Source organism: Telluribacter humicola (assembly GCF_017355935.1).
GTDB lineage: Bacteria > Bacteroidota > Bacteroidia > Cytophagales > Spirosomataceae > Telluribacter > Telluribacter humicola.
The window spans coordinates 1,359,622-1,375,749 of sequence record NZ_JAFIQT010000001.1 but is presented as its reverse complement, the minus strand read 5'-3'; the positions used below and the strand labels follow the sequence as shown (position 1 = coordinate 1,375,749).

Sequence of the window (16,128 nt, the reverse complement as noted above, 5' to 3'; positions counted from 1 at the left end):
TTCAGCAGTTACTCATTCATCTTTATCCTCATTTACTCATGCTAAAAAAGTACCTAAAACCTCTAATCTTACCTGCTCCGGCTGACTGGGGGGTACTAGTACTACGGGTTGGAATGTCATTGTTGATGATGCAGTACGGGTACTCAAAACTACAGAGCTACCTTTCCGGTGAAAGGGGCTTCGCTGATCCAATTGGCATCGGAGAAGAAGCTTCCCTTGTACTGACTATTTTCGCTGAATTCTTCTGTTCGATATTTCTTATCCTGGGCCTGGCTACTCGTCTGGCACTTATTCCGCTTATTACTACCATGCTGGTAGCGGCACTGATCATACACGCCCATGATCCCTTTGATAAGCAGGAGCATCCGATCCTGTTCCTGATCCCGTACCTGACTCTACTACTAACTGGTCCCGGGCGATACTCACTGGATAAGGTACTGTTCAGATAAAAGCCCCGGTATCTTCACTACCCGGTTCGTTAGGTTAGATAGGCCTGTCTCTTCCCTTTTATCTGATAACTGCTCTGCTACTACCGCGCTTATACCTATCGCTAATAAGTTATGTAGTAGTAGTATCTAATTATCAGCAAGTAGTAACTTTCTATTTAAAATTTATTTCTAATCCCTTATAAAGAACCTAATATGCAAAAGATTGCCATGCTAGGGTCCGGATTCATCGGACGCTTCTATGCCGACTCCCTCCACGGCCAGCGCAGCCGTGATCGTGTTACAGCCATCTATGCCCGCCGCGAAGAGAGCGCCAGAAAATTTGCGGCTGATTATAGCTGTGATTTCTGGTCTACGAATATGGAAGAGGTTATAGCTCATCCTGACGTAACGATGGTCTGCATAGCCCTTCCTAATAATGTTCACGAAGAGGCGGTGATGCTGTGCGTCAAACACAAAAAAGCGGTAGTATGTACCAAGCCGCTGGGTCGCAATGCTGACGAAGCCCTGCGCATGATGCAGGCCGTGGAAGAAGCGGGTATTTTTGCCGGCTACCTCGAAGACCTCTGCTATACACCCAAGTTTCTGAAAGCCATTGAGAGCGTGAAAAGCGGAGCGCTAGGCCGCATCCTGTGGGCTAAGTCGCGCGAAACACACCCCGGCCCGCATAGTGAGTGGTTTTGGGATATTGAGCAGGCCGGCGGGGGTTGTATTCTGGACCTGGGTTGCCACTGCATTGAGATCGCCCGTAACTTTATCGGGAAAGACATTAAGCCTATCGAAGTCATGTGCTGGGCCGATACACAGGTGAAGCCAATCGAAGCTGAGGACCACGCCATAGCCCTGGTGAAGTACGAAAACGGATCTATCGGTCAGTTGGAAGTAAGCTGGACGTTCCGGGGTGGTATGGACCTGCGCGATGAGGTGATGGGTACTGAGGGTACCATCTGGATCAATAACTTCCTACGGACGGGTTTTGAAATGTATACTTCGGGCAAAGGAGCCGACTACGTAGCCGAAAAAGCCGAGAGCAATACAGGTTGGCTGTTCCCGGTGGGGGATGAAGTCAATGACCTCGGCTACAATCACATGTTTACGGATATGTTCAAAGCGGTCGAGGCCGGACGCGAGCCTGCCGAGACGTTTTACGACGGCTATGTGGTCAATGCAGTCATTGATGCCTGCTACCGCTCCGCCAAATCAAAGCAGTGGGAGCCCGTACAACTGCCCGTGTGGCGCGGTCAGGAGGGACTTACCAAACCTTCAACCCTGGTGGAATACGACGAAGAGCACTACCTCATCAAGCAGGAAATGACTCATGACGGTCGCAACAAGCTTATCCTGAAAAATAAAACTACCGGAAAGATCTCTGAACGGGATTTAGCTTAACTAGCTACTAATAAAGCAGAGCGGAGGTACTGATAGCACCTCCGCTCTGCTTTTTATATCTACTTACCTGATTAACTCCAGGTACGGTCGGCAGAATCGCGGGTATTCCACTCATCCGTCGGGGCAAATAGCTTTGTACCCGGCTTCAGGTGGGCTTTGATTACCTCTTCCACCATTTCGAGTCCAAGTCCCGGTGCATCGGGTACCGGTGCGAAGCCATTTACCACCAGGGGCTTGCTAGTCTTGGCCAGGCTTTCCCACCAGGGTATATCTACTGAGTGGTGTTCCAGTGCGATAAAGTTCTCGGTGGCCGCGGCACAGTGTACATTGGCCAGGTAGGCAATAGGAGTACCGGCAAAGTGCATGGCCATGGGTATACCGTGTTCTTCAGCGTAGTCACCGATCTTTTTGGTTTCCAATAGTCCCCCGGATGTAGCCAGGTCAGGGTGAATCATATCTACCGCGTGCTTATCAATCAGCTTTATAAATTCTTCTTTCAGATAAATATCTTCACCCGTCAGAGTAGGTGTGTTGATAGAATCCGTAATCTGCTTCCACTTATCTGTATAGAACCAGGGCACCAGGTCTTCCATAAATGCCAGCTGGTACTTTTCGATGGCATTGCCGAATCGTATGGCCGCGTTGACATCAAAGTGCCCGAAGTGGTCGGCGGCCAGAGGTACTTCATACCCGATCGCCTCACGTACCTGATGCGCGTATTCAGCCAGAGCATCGAGGCCTTTATCAGTGATCTGAATACCGGTGAAGGGGTGACGGGTCTGCCCGTAACTACCGAGTTTGGTTGATTCAGTACTCCATTGCCGTTTTATATCCCATCCCTTCGCCCCAATGAGTGCCCCCGGTATATCGGCTACCTGCTGAATACCAAAGTCCATTTTAAGGAATGTAAATCCTTTATCGAGCCGCTCTTCCTTCATTTTCTTGGCAAACTCCGCTGGTGTTTTCACCTCCGGTGTATCCGCATAGATCCTTACCTCGTCGCGGTACTTACCTCCCAGTAGCTGATAAGCCGGTACATTATACGCTTTACCCGCCAGATCCCACAGGGCCATTTCTACGCCACACACCCCACCGGCAGCGCGGCTGTGGTTACCAAACTGCTTTATTTTCTTGAATAGCTTTTCTACGTTACAGGGGTTCTCACCCAACAAACGACTCTTGAGCATGAGCGCGTAATTGGCGCTGGCTCCATCGCGTACCTCGCCCCAGCCTACCAGCCCCTGGTTGGTATCAATACGTATGATCGGACAGGTCATGGGTGCCCCCACAATGGTAGCTACCCGAAGATCCGTTATTTTAAGATCGGCAGGCTTGGAAGCACGCTTCACTTTCTGCGTCAGATACTCCATTTCGGCATCCGGCTTTCCATCCAGCATCATGCCGAGTGATAATCCACCCAGCGTAGCTTTCTTGAAAAAGTCCCGACGAGTGTCGGTATTTGTACCCTCGGCAGGTGTTTCTACTTTTTGAGAAGGTGGAGGTAACTTTTGAAATAGCTCTTGCAGTCGTTTTTTCATAATTATAACCTGATTTTGAAAAGTGGATAACTGTATGAATAAAAAAGTAAGCGACTAGGGTAAAAAAAAGGACACGCTGCTTTTATATGAAAATAGTAAGCTATAATATGACTATACAAACCTAGAAAGCCTATGAAACGCTTGTTCCTACTCTTTACCTTTTGCAGTTTTTACACTACCACCTCTACCTTACTCGCTCAGTCTGTGCAGGCTACCAAAGACCAGGTTATGGCTTACTCTGGTGAATGGAAGGGAGAGCGCTATCCTGACGGCAGACCCAAAGTTCCGGAAGATCTGATCAAGCGCTTAAAGAATATATCAATTGAAGAGGCATGGGGGGTATTGCGTAATGAAGGCTACCACACACAGTACGAGGGGAACTGGCAGATCATTCATCCAGACCAGGTAATGGCCGGTCGGGCGTTACCTGTTACCTACCTACCATCCCGCCCGGATATGGAAGGACCAATCAAGGAGCAGGGAAAAAAAGAAGGCCGCAAAGGGGGCAACAACTCCTGGCCTATTGATATGCTGAACGAGGGGGATGTATACGTAGCCGACGGATTTGGCAAAATAGCCTGGGGTACCCTGATCGGCGACAACCTGGGCAACTCCATCTATACCAAATCCAAGAATGGGGTAATATTTGACGGAAGTGTTCGTGACCTTGAGGGGCTATCCAAAATAGACGGTTTCAACGCCTGGGTACGGGGTTTCGATCCCTCTTACATTCAGAACATGGTAGTAGGCTGTATCAACTGCCCAACCCGAATTGGTAATGCAACAGTTCTACCCGGTGATCTCGTACTGGCTAAAAAAGGAGGAGTTGTTTTTATCCCGGCGCACCTGGCCGAGAAGGTCATTGTGAACTCTGAATTCATTGCTTTAAAAGATACATTCGGACACCAGCGCCTGCGCGAAAAAAAATATACGCCGGGCGAAATTGATCAGGCCTGGAATGATACAATAAAGGCCGATTTCCTGAAATGGATCAATGAAAATCCGGATAAAGTACCGATGACAAAACAGCAATTAGATAATTTCTTAAAAAACAGAACTTGGTAATTGCAAAACTCGTTTGTATAATTGCAGTAGATGAAAATTTTTCATGGCTAATAGATGGCAAAAATGCCGACCGCTTGGTCGGCATTTTTGTTGGTATATAGCGCTGTACTGTGTCAAATCGACATTTTATTCAAAAAAAGGCATACCAGGGGTGGCATACTTACGCATTCCCTCCTCATTGATCTCCACCCCTATCCCCGGCTTTTCGGACAGCGGGATGTATCCTTTTTCGATCATCGGCCCATTAAAAGTGACAATTTCTTTGAACATGGGATCTTCGTCAAAATAAACCTGCCACTCCAGAATCAGAAAGTTAGGTACCGAGGCACACACGTGGCTGGAGGCCATAGCTCCTAGATACGAAGCAACCATGTGCGGAGCGAAGGGTACGTAGTACAGGTTGGCTAGATTAGCAATCCGTTGTGCTTCACCGAGTCCCCCGGCCTTCTGCAGGTCCGGCATCACAATGTCGACGGCGCCCAGCTCGAACAACCGCCGGAAGCCATGGGCCAGGTAGTGATTTTCGCCCGCGCAGATCGGTGTACTTGTGGAGTCGGTGATCAATTTGTATGCCTCAGCGTTTTCGGCCGGTATTGGCTCTTCCAGAAACATCAGGTTCAGGGGCTCCATCAGTTTGGCTACTTTCTTTCCAGTTGGTAGGTCATAGCGCCCGTGCATATCAATACAAATGTCAATCTTTGGTCCTACAGCTTTGCGCACCGCCGCTACCTGGTTGTACATACGCTCCAGTTCGCCCGGACTGGCCGTCCAGTTATAGGCGTCGTACTTAGCCGGATCATTACGTTCATCAATATCAAACTTCACGGCCGTATAGCCCGCATTAACCGCATCTTTGGCCGCTTTGGCAAAGTCTTCGGGCCTGGGACCTTCTGTCCGGTAGGCGGCGGTGTCACAGTACACTCTGATCTTGTCCCTAAACTTCCCGCCCAGCAACTGGTACACGGGCATACCGTAGGCTTTTCCCACCAGGTCCCAGAGGGCCGTTTCGACGGCCGTCAGTACGGCTATGTACATACCCGACTGTGCCCCCTCAAAAAATCCAGATCGGCGTACATCTTCAAACAGCCGGTGCACGTTCAACGGGCTCTTTCCCTTGATCCGCTGCCCCATCATCTTCACCAGGTGGTACGTACCGGGCGTGGCGTCTACTCCTTCACCACACCCCCATATATCCTGATTGGTATAGACCTTCACAAACAGGCTGTGCCCGTTGCGTATATAGCCGCATTTGATATCCGTAATACGCAGCTCGGAGGGTTTGGAGGATTGAGGAGTACGCTCAACGGCTTCGACCAGACCGCTGCCAAAGGAATTGATTGCAGTAGTACTCATGGCAGCCGCCAGGGCACCCTTCTGAAAAAAAGAGCGGCGGGATAAATTTGATTTCATATAGAGGTAAAGATTGATTGGTTGGATTATGAGTAAGAGGACTGGTGCATCAGAAGATGCGCCCCAAAAGCCTACACCAGAAGGTATGGCTAATAACAAATTGCTGACTGCTAAAAGCTAGTAGCTACTTACCAGGTACGCTTCTCCAGGTACTTCTGAATAGCTTCCTTAGGTACCGGCAGTTCATTAGCATGTGCGTTGAGCCACTGCGAGAAATCCTTTTCTATGTCCGCCGACCAGCGGTTGTCAATCTGTCCCGGTGTGTACTTTTGCTCACGCAGCCGCTGATGCCCAAACATATCCCGTAGCCGTACGATCTCTGAGGTAGTCACAACCTGCTCCAGCAGATGGGGGGGAATAAAGGTCACGGCTCCGTCACGGCCCAGTACCGCATCGCCGGGCAAGACCATGACCTTACCAATTCGGGTAGGCTGGTTGATAGCGACCAGCGTAGTATTAAGCTCACCATCAGGGTTGTTGAGATGGTGGGAAGGATGGTAGGACCGGAAGAAGGAGGTAAAGGAGCCGATTTCTTTCAGACCGGCTATATCTCTGACCGCTCCCTCATATACGATGCCGTTGCCGGTCTTGGCAAAGATGGAGTTCCCCAGGTTATCACCAATAGTAGGGCCATCCTCATGCATCCCAAACTGATCTACTACGTATACATCGCGCTTGACGAGCATATCTATTGGCCAGGAGTTCTGCGACTTCACGCGCCCGTCCTTTTCATGGCCTCTCTTATCAATGACCCGATGCACATCGGGGCGGCCGGGCATGAAAGTGGCGGTAACCGCCCGCCCAACCAGCACACTGTCCGGGTTAATGGTCTTCCAGCCTTCAGCGTACTGGTACTTGTAGTTCTGGCCTTTCATTACGGCCCATGCCTCCTCGTGCGTCACCAGCTTAAGTCGGTTGAGGAGTTCATCTGATACTTTGGGACGCCCGTCCGGAAATCTCTCGCCCTTCCATTCGGGAGTCAGAAACAACAAGTCGGCTTTGGAAATTTGCTGTCCCTGAGCAGGAATCTGGAGCAGCGTATACAGGCAAAGAGTTAGTAAAAGTAGTGTTTTCATAGTGCTTATTTTTTGAGAATAAGCAAAGGTGCCTGTCTTACTACTCAATATGACTATTTAAATTAATTTTTATCTTAATCTAATCCTACTTATTAAAATGTATTAATAAATAACCATGTATAGTATTGATACACAGCTAGAAAGATTGAAATAAAAATATGTAAGTTTTTAATTAGATAATTTAAAGATTTCGCTTATTGCAGCTGAAACTTAAATCCATACAGCATGAATAAGGGAACTTTACGATTATGTTTAGTTGCCATGCTTACAGTCTTAGTAAGTTCGACTGTATTGTTGGCCCAAGCACGAGTAACAGGAAAGGTTACGAATGAAAAAGATGGTCAGCCTCTACCTGGAGTTTCTATTCTGGTAAAAGGTAGTAACGTAGGTACTACCTCCAACTCCGATGGAAACTATGAAATTAACGCTCCCGCCGGCGCTACCCTGGTATTTAGCTTTATCGGCTATACTACGCAGGAAATAGCCGTGAGCAACCGCTCTACGATCAATGTATCCATGTCAGAAAACGCTACGGCGCTGGATGAAGTGGTAGTAACGGCCCTTGGTATCCGAAAGGAAGCAAAAAAACTGGGATACGCTACCTCTACGGTATCTTCTGAACAGATTACGGTGAACCGCACGCCCAACTTTATTAATACTTTACAGGGCAAAATAGCGGGGGTAAATATCACCAGCCTCGGTACCGGCCCGGGCGGCTCATCCAAGATCCGGATCAGGGGCCAGTCGTCATTCTCCGGTCAAAACTCTCCTCTCATAGTAGTAAACGGGGTCCCTATTGATAACACCAACTTTGGTACAAACCCCAACAACGCCGGTTCGGACAATTCCATAGGTGTACGGGGTGGTGGTGGTAATACTTCGGATGGTGGAGATGGTCTTTCGAGTATTAACCCGGATGATATTGAAAGCATGACAGTTCTGAAAGGAGCCACGGCCGCCGCTCTCTACGGCTCACGCGCCAAAGACGGGGTGATCATGATTACGACCAAAACGCGCGGCGACAGCCGGGGCATTGGCGTATCATTCAACTCCAACTTCACGGTGGATACCCCTCTGGACTTCACTGACTACCAGTATGAGTACGGGCAAGGCGAAAACGGTGTTCGCCCTACGGCCCCCAATCCTACCTCGGGCCAGTGGTCATTCGGAGAGCGTTTCCAGCCCGGTATGACGCAGGTACTCTTTGACGGAGTTACTGTCCCCTACGTGCCGGTTTACAATCGCATCCGGTCCTTCTTCCGCGAAGGTACCAACTTCAACAACACCATATCGCTCTCGTCGCTTTCGGACAAGGGAGGTTTTAACCTCTCCCTCGCCAATATGGATAACAAGGGTATTGTGTCCAATAATACCTTCAACCGCAAAACCATCAACCTGGGCTTCAGCTACGATCTGTCCAAGAAGCTGAGTACGACGGGTAATATCAACTACTCCAATGAGTACAACAAAAACCCACCCGTCATAGCCGATCAGGACAACTCTATTCCGACCAGTATCTATAATCTGGCTAACTCCATGCCGCTGGATCTACTGGATGAAAAGAAGTATGACGCCGATGGTAATGAGTATGTTTACTCCCGCTTCCGCAACCGTACCAACCCTTATTTTACGCTGGCTGAGCAGTTCCAGAACATCCGTCGTGACCGCATCTTTGGTAACGTAGCCGTACGGTACAATTTCCTGCCCTGGCTGTACGCGCAGGGCCGCATCGGACAGGACTATTGGTCGCGTGATCAGGATTACAACAACTTCCCGACCGGCCACGCTACCCGCCCCCCGGCTCCCGAAGGTTTTGTGAATGGGATGTATACCCAGGAGACACGCCGCTTCCGGGAGACCAATGCGGACATTCTGATCGGGGCTACCCAACGGTTCGGGGACTTTGGGCTGGATATTACGGCCGGTGGCAATAGGATGTACCGTCGCTCCGACCTGAACAGTGTACAGGTAACTGACTTTGTTGTACGGGGCTTGTATACCGTGATGAACGGACGGGTTAAAGACCCCCTGTATGCACTTTCGGAGCGCTCGGTTAACTCTATTTACGGAGCAGCCGAATTGTCATTCCGGGATTACCTGTACCTGAACGTCACCACCCGCAACGACTGGTTCTCGACCCTGGCGCCCGCCAACCGCAGCATTCTGTATCCTTCTATTTCGGGTAGTTTCGTGTTTTCACAGGCCTTTGACCAGATGCCTACCTGGCTCAACTTTGGTAAGATACGCGCCGCCTATGCCGAGGTAGGTAGTGATACGGATGTATCGCCCTACTCTAACGCACTGTTCTACGGTATCAATGCTAACCTGTTTCCTAATGCTCTGGGCGCTCTGCAGCCGGTTGGATTTATAAACGGGAATACCGTACCAAATGCCAACCTGAAACCGATGCGCACGTCGGAGAAGGAAGTAGGTATAGAGCTGAAGCTCTTCGATAACCGTGTAGGCATTGACTTTGCGGTCTACGAAAAAATAACATCTGATCAGATTGTATCGGCTGAGATTTCGGATGCCTCGGGCTACACCAATACGCTCATCAACAGCGGACGCAGCCGCAACCGTGGCCTCGAGTTGCTCCTGAATCTGGTACCTATCCGGACCAATAACTTTGAGTGGAACCTCACCTTTAACGGCTCCTACAACCGTACCATGGTACTGAGTCTGCTGACTGACACACCCGGTGAGCGTATTACCGTAGGTCGTCACGTATTCAACGGAGAGCTAAGACAGGTCGTAGGGCAGCCTATGGCCCAGCTATATGGCTTTGGCTACCGCCGCGACGATCAGGGCCGCCAGGTATTTGGGGCTAATGGTTTACCCCTGCGTACTACTGATCTGATCTCTTTTGGCTCCGCTATCCCGATCTGGGTGGGCGGTTTCACCAACGCCTTCAACTACAAAGGGGTAAATCTGTCGTTCCTGATCGATTACAAGCTGGGCCATAAGATGATTTCGGGAACCAACTTCAATGCGGTACGCCACGGTTTGCACAAGATAACGCTGGAAGGTCGCGAAGGTGGTGTGCTTGGTGATGGTGTGAATGAAAAAGGTGAGCCTAATACCGTACGGGCCCAGGTACAACCCTACTGGGAAGTAGTACGTACCCAGGCACTGATCGAACCTATCGTATACAACGCGGGCTTCTGGAAGCTTCGCCAGATTACGGCCGGCTACGACTTCTCCCGCTTCCTGCCAACCAGCTCTCCGCTCAAAAACCTGCGTCTGAGCTTTGTGGCTAACAACGTGTTTATTCTCAAGAAATGGGTACCCAACATAGACCCTGAGTCATTTGGCTTTGGCTCCGATAACATTGTGGGTCTGGAAGCTACGGGTCTGCCTACTACCCGAAGCATGGGATTCAACCTAAATGTCAAATTCTAACTCTGCCATCATCATGAAAAAGATACTAGTATACCCCCTGCTGGCGCTCCTGTTTGTAGCCATTAGCTCATGTGATGATGGGTTTGACGACCTGAACACGAACCGGACCGCGGTTACGACCCTCAACCCGGTGTTCCTGTTGAACAACGCCGTAGTCAATGCCTCCTTTCCGGCAGGTACCCTTATCTATGACATGGGCATTGTACAGCAGGTCACAACTCCCAACTCCGGGGTTATTGCCGGTGCTAATTTCAACCAGGACAACCGCAACGTAACCCTGGAGATCTGGCAGCGCTACTACCGATCAGTGATCCGGAATACGGCTGATGTGATCCATGCCACCACCGGAAATCAGAACCGCACCAACCTGCTGAACATGGCCCGTATCTTTCAGGCCTACGGATTTATGGTACTTACTGATACGTACGGCGATGTACCCTACTTTCAGGCGGGCAAGGGATTTATAGAGCAGGCGGTACTTCCTAAGTACGATGCGCAGGAGGCGATCTATACGGATATCATCAAAGAGCTTACAGAAGCCACAGCGGCCCTGGATGCCTCTAAGCCTATCGAAACCACCGACATCCTGTATATGGGTGATATCACTAAATGGAAACGCCTGGGCAACTCACTCCTGCTCCGGGCGGGTATGCGCCTGATTAAAGTAAAGCCTGACATAGCTCAGCAAACCGTGCAAAAAGCTTTTCAGGGCGGGGTGATGCAGTCCAATGCGGATAATGCCGTAGTACGTCACAACGCCAACTACATCAACGGCCTGGGCAATACCCTCAATGCTACCGAAGCTAATAACTTCTACCTGGCGGCGCCCTTTGTCAACTACCTGAAGAGTACCAATGACCCCCGCCTGCGCTCCATTGCTGTACGCTATGTAGGTGCCACCTCCGGGCCACAGCAGGTAGCTTCACGCGCCAATACTGATCCGTCCGTTCAGATCGGTATGCCGCTGGGCTACGACAACAGTACCATTGGTGCCCAGGCACAGGCGAGTGGACTGGCGAGCTTTTATGACTACAGCCAGCTGGACCGTACCCGCATGGCTAAGCTTCAGAGCCCGATGTTCCTGGTTACGTACTCCCAGACTCAGCTATTACTAGCCGAAGCCGCCCAGCGTGGCTGGATACAGGGCTCCCCTCAAAGCTACTTTACTAGTGGCGTGCGCGCCCACATGGAGCAAATGGCTGAGTATGATCCGGGTAGCGCGGTACCGGCGGCGGCCATTGAGGCCTATCTGGCGGCCAATCCTTTCGATGCCAGTAAGGCCCTCGAGCAGATCAACACCCAGTACTGGATTTCGTCGTTCATGAACGGCCCCGAGGCTTTCGCGAACTTCCGCCGGAGCGGCTTCCCTGTCCTGGCCCCAAACCCGTTTCCAGGTAAAGGGATCAAGGGCGACTTTATCCGCCGCCTGACCTACCCTAACTCCGAGATCTCCGTCAATAGCGTCAATGTAAAAGAAGCTACCGCCCGAATGGGAGCAGACGATCTGGATACGAGGGTATGGTGGGATAAGTAGATTTTAGACTAAAGCTGATTGTAATACAATACGTCCTGCTCACCGGGCAGGACGTATTCCAGTTTTCCTGAACCTCTAACCAATACCTGTTCCGTGCGCTCTTACCTCTACACGCTATCCATCATTGCGGCGGCTACCCTGGCCATGATCTTCCCGGAGCCTTTTACCCGCCTTGGAGATTTTGAACTTAAAACCCTCATTGTCCCCCTCCTGCAGATCATCATGTTTGGTATGGGTACTACCATGGGACTCAAAGACTTCGAAGGAGTTGTCAAGTCTCCCAGAAGCGTAGGTATCGGGCTGTTATGTCAGTTTACTATTATGCCTCTGATTGGCTATATATTAGCCAGTAGTTTTGCCTTCCCCCCCGAGATAGCGGCCGGAGTTATTCTGGTTGGGTCCTCGCCCAGTGGCCTGGCCTCTAATGTCATGTCGTACATTGCTAAAGCTAATGTAGCGCTCTCGCTCACTATCACGGCCGTAGCTACGCTGCTGGCTCCCGTGCTGACGCCCCTGCTGATGAAAATGCTGGCGGGTACCTTTGTACAGGTAGATTTTATGAAAATGATGGTTGACATCATTAAGATGATCATCCTTCCCATTGGGCTGGGTCTGCTGGTCAACTACATATTCCGTAAGCAGTCCGTCTGGCTCAACCGCTATATGCCCCTTGTATCCATGGTAGGTATAGCCCTGATCATCAGCATTATTACCGCCGCCGGGCGCGATAGTTTGCTGACCATTGGGGTCGCACTGGTAGCCTGTACACTGATTCATAACTTATTGGGATATGTCCTGGGATACCTATCGGCCCGCCTGCTGGGCTTACCCGAGCAGGACTGCCGCACTATTTCCCTGGAAGTAGGCCTACAGAACGGCGGACTGGCCTCAGGTATAGCTTTACAGATGGGCAAAGTAGCCACCGTAGGCTTAGCGCCGGCCTTGTTTGGCCCGATCATGAACATCACCGGATCGGTACTGGCCAGCTGGTGGAGCAAAAAGGAAGTCATAGAGGTAATCATGACCAAGGAAGAGGCAAAACAGATGAGTTAAGAGCCTCCCCTATCCACTAATGAGTAGAGGGCACCTTAGGGTGCCCTTTTTTAGTAAATTGGCACCTACTGAACATACATTTATGAAGAAGCGATATACTATATGGATGGCTCTTCTGCTGGCTGGCTCATCCGTTCTGGCTCAGAAAGCTACCTTCAAGGCAGAAGTTATAGACCCAAAGATTGATATCGGCTACGGCCTGGCCATTGGAGATGTAGACGGCGACGGCAAAGAGGATATCCTGATGGCCGATCAGAAAGAAATTGTCTGGTACCGTAACCCCGCCGGAGCCAAGGGCTCCTGGGTACGTCACGTACTCGCTAAAAACTTAACTGAGCGCGATAATGTATGCATAGCGGCCCGTGATATTGATGGCGACGGTAAAGTAGAGGTAGCCGTAGGGGCACAGTGGAATCCCGGTGAAACCAGGGATCTGAAGCAGTCGGGGGCGGTATTTTATCTGGTACCACCCGATGACCGTACCCAGCCCTGGGAGCCGGTGCGTCTGCACCATGAGGTTACTATTCACCGGATGCACTGGGTCCGGAAGTCTGACGGAGCGTATCAACTGGTGGTACTTCCGCTGCATGGCGAGGGCAACAGCAATGGTGAAGGAACTCCGGTTCAGATGATCGCTTTCGACGTTCCCGAAAATACCCGAGGCCTATGGCCCTACCAACTGCTGGACACCAAGATGCACATGACGCATAACTTCCATCCGCTGGAAGCAAAGAGTGGCTTTCTGGGCTTGGCTGTCGGAGGCAAAGAAGGCGTGCAGGTGTTTCTGAATGGTGCCGACGGCTGGGCTCCATCGGGTACCTGGATGGTAAACAATCAGGGCATAGGCGAAGTAAGAACGGGTACCCTGGGCAACGGTCAGCTCATGACCGCTACCATTGAGCCCATGCACGGCACCAGCCTGGTAGTATATACCAAGGATAGACGTACCGTAGTGACTGACAATATGAAACAGGCGCATGCCATTGTCTGCGCTGATTTTCTGGGTCAGGGACGGGACCAGATTGCCGTAGGCTGGCGGGAACCTAATGATAGCAAGCAAGTGGGGGTGCGGCTGTACGTAGGAACCGATAAGGAGGGTATCCAGTGGCAGGAATACGCGCTGGACGAAAAGGTGGAAATGGCCTGTGAGGACCTAAGAGCCGCTGATCTGGATGGTGATGGTGACCTGGACCTGGTAGCTGCCGGCCGATCCACCCGCAACGTAGTGATCTACTGGAATCAGAAAAAGTAGTTTCATACGTAAAAATGTAACCGAAATAGTATTCTTAGAATAATAAATATTGCTTATCTTCGTACCATATGTAACAGTGTTTTCTTGATGGTTGGTTAGTTGGATTAAATTTCACCTTTTAAACCTCCACAAGTATGAGACCAGCAAATAGTGTTTCAGTATGGGTACAGGGTTTAGGAATAGTGCTGCTGCTGCTATGTATAGATGCGACAGCCCAGAAAACACCCCGACACAATGACCTTGTCGCGCTGACCCCGAACGCCGACAAAAACGTACAACTACTAGATAGTTATCTGGATGACCTGGTTTCCGGCAATTTTGAAAGAGCCAAAGCAAAGCTCCGCCCCGACTACACCGAATACGGACCGGGCGCCAGTGAATCCATGAATCTGAATCAGCTGACAGAGAGTTGGGAACGAGCCGCACATGACCGCACCGAGCAAAGCATCAGCAACCGTACAACCTTATCATTTCAATCTAAATCCGGCACCGATCAGGGAGAATGGGTAATGAGCCGGGGCGTATACAACTGGCGGGAGCGCAACGGCGGCCCCGTAATGAGCATTCCTTTCCAGGTGACAGCTCAGGTAGTGGATGGTAAACTCAAAAATACCTACATGTACTTTAACCGGGTCAGTGCACAAGACAAACTTGGGTACACGATACTTTCATCTGACCAGGACCCTGAACTGTACCTGATCAAGAAAGTAATCGAAGACGAGACCTCTGCCTGGCTCCGCAATGATGGAAAACAGATGCAGTCCTGCTGGGCCGACTTGTCCTATGCCACCCACACCCTTACCGACGAAAGTGGCAAAGCTTACGTCGTATCAGGTCCCGAAATGAGTGACCAGATCGCGCGCTTGTCGGCTCAGAAGCCTAACGAACCAGGTATTACATTCAGCAATACCAGGTATGAGGTAAGACCTAACGGAAGCGCTGCCTGGGTGACCTTCGAGCAGACCTTCCAGAAACCCAACGGCGAGCGATACACTAATCTGGAAAGCCGGTATCTGGAAAAACTGGGAGGCAACTGGAAAATCGTACACATGACTACACTACCTAAAAAGTAAAAATCCTAAGAATAAGTACCTACCCATCCTGAGTACATCCCCGCCTGTTGATCAAGAAAACACTCACCAGGGGAAGTACTCAGGATGGGTATTATTATATGAACCGTTTATCCCTCCTGCATACGGCTCGCTAAGATAGACTTACCACTCGGCCCGGTTCCTATCGAAGGCCAAACATCTAGGTGCTATATTTGTTCTTATACTTCTACCAATACACCTAAAGTCATGACACCTTTACGCACCGGCTCCTTCATCCGGCGAGCCAAAGATATAACCATTAGCAGTACCCTGGCCCTGGCAATCATGGCCGGCGGAATAGCCCTGCCCGGCTGCAATACCAACAGCAACGAAGATCAATACAGCTACGAAGCCGATACTTCGTACAGCCAGGGTATTCGCTCTCATATCAAAGAGGTATCACCGGGCGAGTTTCAGATTACCAATGAGGAAACCGTTCCCTTTAACCAGTCGGCGGCTATTGTTTCGTACCAGGATGGCCACAGTGATACCCTGAGCCCTCAGGCCGCCAAAGCCCTGATCGACGATCAGCTCCAGACCAACCAGTCAGCAGGAATAGGCAGCGGGCTATCAAGTGTACTTCTTTACGGCGGTATGGGGTACATGCTGGGCAGTATGATGAACATGGGCTATATCAACTCCTACCGTAACCGGTACAACAATCCCAGCCGTTTCTACAGCAATCCGGCTACCTACCAGCAATCACAGAGTGCCTATTCAAATGTCAGTCGCTCACGGGTAGTGACCTCTCGTCCATCGGGCGGTCGTTCCGGCTTTTTCAACCGTTCGTCGGGACGCGTTGGAGGTTAAGCTGATCTGACTATTACATCAGGGCTGCCTATACCACTTGTGAGTGCAGGCAGCCCTGTTTATAC

General features: G+C 50.6%; 12 protein-coding genes. 9 read left to right on the top strand and 3 right to left on the bottom strand.

Going from position 1 to position 16,128, the window contains the following annotated elements:
* Positions 1–38 precede the first annotated feature (38 nt).
* Together JUB14_RS05980 and JUB14_RS05975 are read left to right on the top strand one after the other, a co-directional pair.
* Positions 39–449: a DoxX family protein gene (locus tag JUB14_RS05980; protein WP_207504961.1), complete on the top strand. Its 411-nt coding sequence runs from the start codon at positions 39–41 to the stop codon at positions 447–449.
* Between the two features lie 192 nt (positions 450–641).
* Positions 642–1,835 carry a Gfo/Idh/MocA family protein gene (locus JUB14_RS05975; protein ID WP_207504960.1) on the top strand — a complete coding sequence of 398 codons (1,194 nt, stop codon included), beginning with the start codon at positions 642–644 and terminating at the stop codon, positions 1,833–1,835.
* A 71-nt stretch (positions 1,836–1,906) separates the two neighbouring features.
* On the opposite strand, the gene JUB14_RS05970 is transcribed toward JUB14_RS05975, so the two are convergent.
* A complete protein-coding gene (locus JUB14_RS05970) occupies positions 1,907–3,373 on the bottom strand; it encodes a mandelate racemase/muconate lactonizing enzyme family protein (protein ID WP_207504959.1) in 1,467 nt (488 codons plus the stop codon).
* Positions 3,374–3,505: 132 nt separating this feature from the next.
* Here JUB14_RS05970 and JUB14_RS05965 point away from each other — a divergent pair, with 132 nt between their 5' ends.
* Entirely contained in the window at positions 3,506–4,438 is a 933-nt protein-coding gene (locus tag JUB14_RS05965) for an RraA family protein (protein ID WP_207504958.1), read from the top strand.
* A gap of 126 nt (positions 4,439–4,564) precedes the next feature.
* Here JUB14_RS05965 and JUB14_RS05960 read toward each other — a convergent pair whose 3' ends face one another.
* Positions 4,565–5,848: a mandelate racemase/muconate lactonizing enzyme family protein gene (locus JUB14_RS05960; protein ID WP_207504957.1), complete on the bottom strand. Its 1,284-nt coding sequence runs from the start codon at positions 5,846–5,848 to the stop codon at positions 4,565–4,567.
* A gap of 128 nt (positions 5,849–5,976) precedes the next feature.
* Positions 5,977–6,924, bottom strand: a complete 948-nt coding sequence (locus JUB14_RS05955; RefSeq protein WP_207504956.1) for an RraA family protein — start codon at positions 6,922–6,924, stop codon at positions 5,977–5,979.
* 261 nt (positions 6,925–7,185) lie between these two features.
* On the opposite strand from JUB14_RS05955, the gene JUB14_RS05950 reads away from it, so the two are divergent.
* The 6 genes from JUB14_RS05950 (at position 7,186) to JUB14_RS05925 (ending at position 16,063) form a co-directional block, all read left to right on the top strand.
* Entirely contained in the window at positions 7,186–10,323 is a 3,138-nt protein-coding gene (locus JUB14_RS05950; RefSeq protein ID WP_229367549.1) for a SusC/RagA family TonB-linked outer membrane protein, read from the top strand.
* A 13-nt stretch (positions 10,324–10,336) separates the two neighbouring features.
* A complete protein-coding gene (locus JUB14_RS05945) occupies positions 10,337–11,857 on the top strand; it encodes a SusD/RagB family nutrient-binding outer membrane lipoprotein (RefSeq protein ID WP_207504954.1) in 1,521 nt (506 codons plus the stop codon).
* Between the two features lie 93 nt (positions 11,858–11,950).
* Positions 11,951–12,910, top strand: a complete 960-nt coding sequence (locus JUB14_RS05940) for a bile acid:sodium symporter family protein (RefSeq protein WP_207504953.1) — start codon at positions 11,951–11,953, stop codon at positions 12,908–12,910.
* An 82-nt stretch (positions 12,911–12,992) separates the two neighbouring features.
* On the top strand, positions 12,993–14,162 hold the full coding sequence (locus JUB14_RS05935; protein WP_229367548.1) for an FG-GAP repeat domain-containing protein: 1,170 nt from the start codon (positions 12,993–12,995) through the stop codon (positions 14,160–14,162).
* Between the two features lie 134 nt (positions 14,163–14,296).
* A complete protein-coding gene (locus JUB14_RS05930) occupies positions 14,297–15,235 on the top strand; it encodes a nuclear transport factor 2 family protein (RefSeq protein WP_207504952.1) in 939 nt (312 codons plus the stop codon).
* A 225-nt stretch (positions 15,236–15,460) separates the two neighbouring features.
* Positions 15,461–16,063: a Cj0371 family chemotaxis-regulating polar lipoprotein gene (locus JUB14_RS05925; RefSeq protein ID WP_207504951.1), complete on the top strand. Its 603-nt coding sequence runs from the start codon at positions 15,461–15,463 to the stop codon at positions 16,061–16,063.
* Positions 16,064–16,128 lie beyond the last annotated feature (65 nt).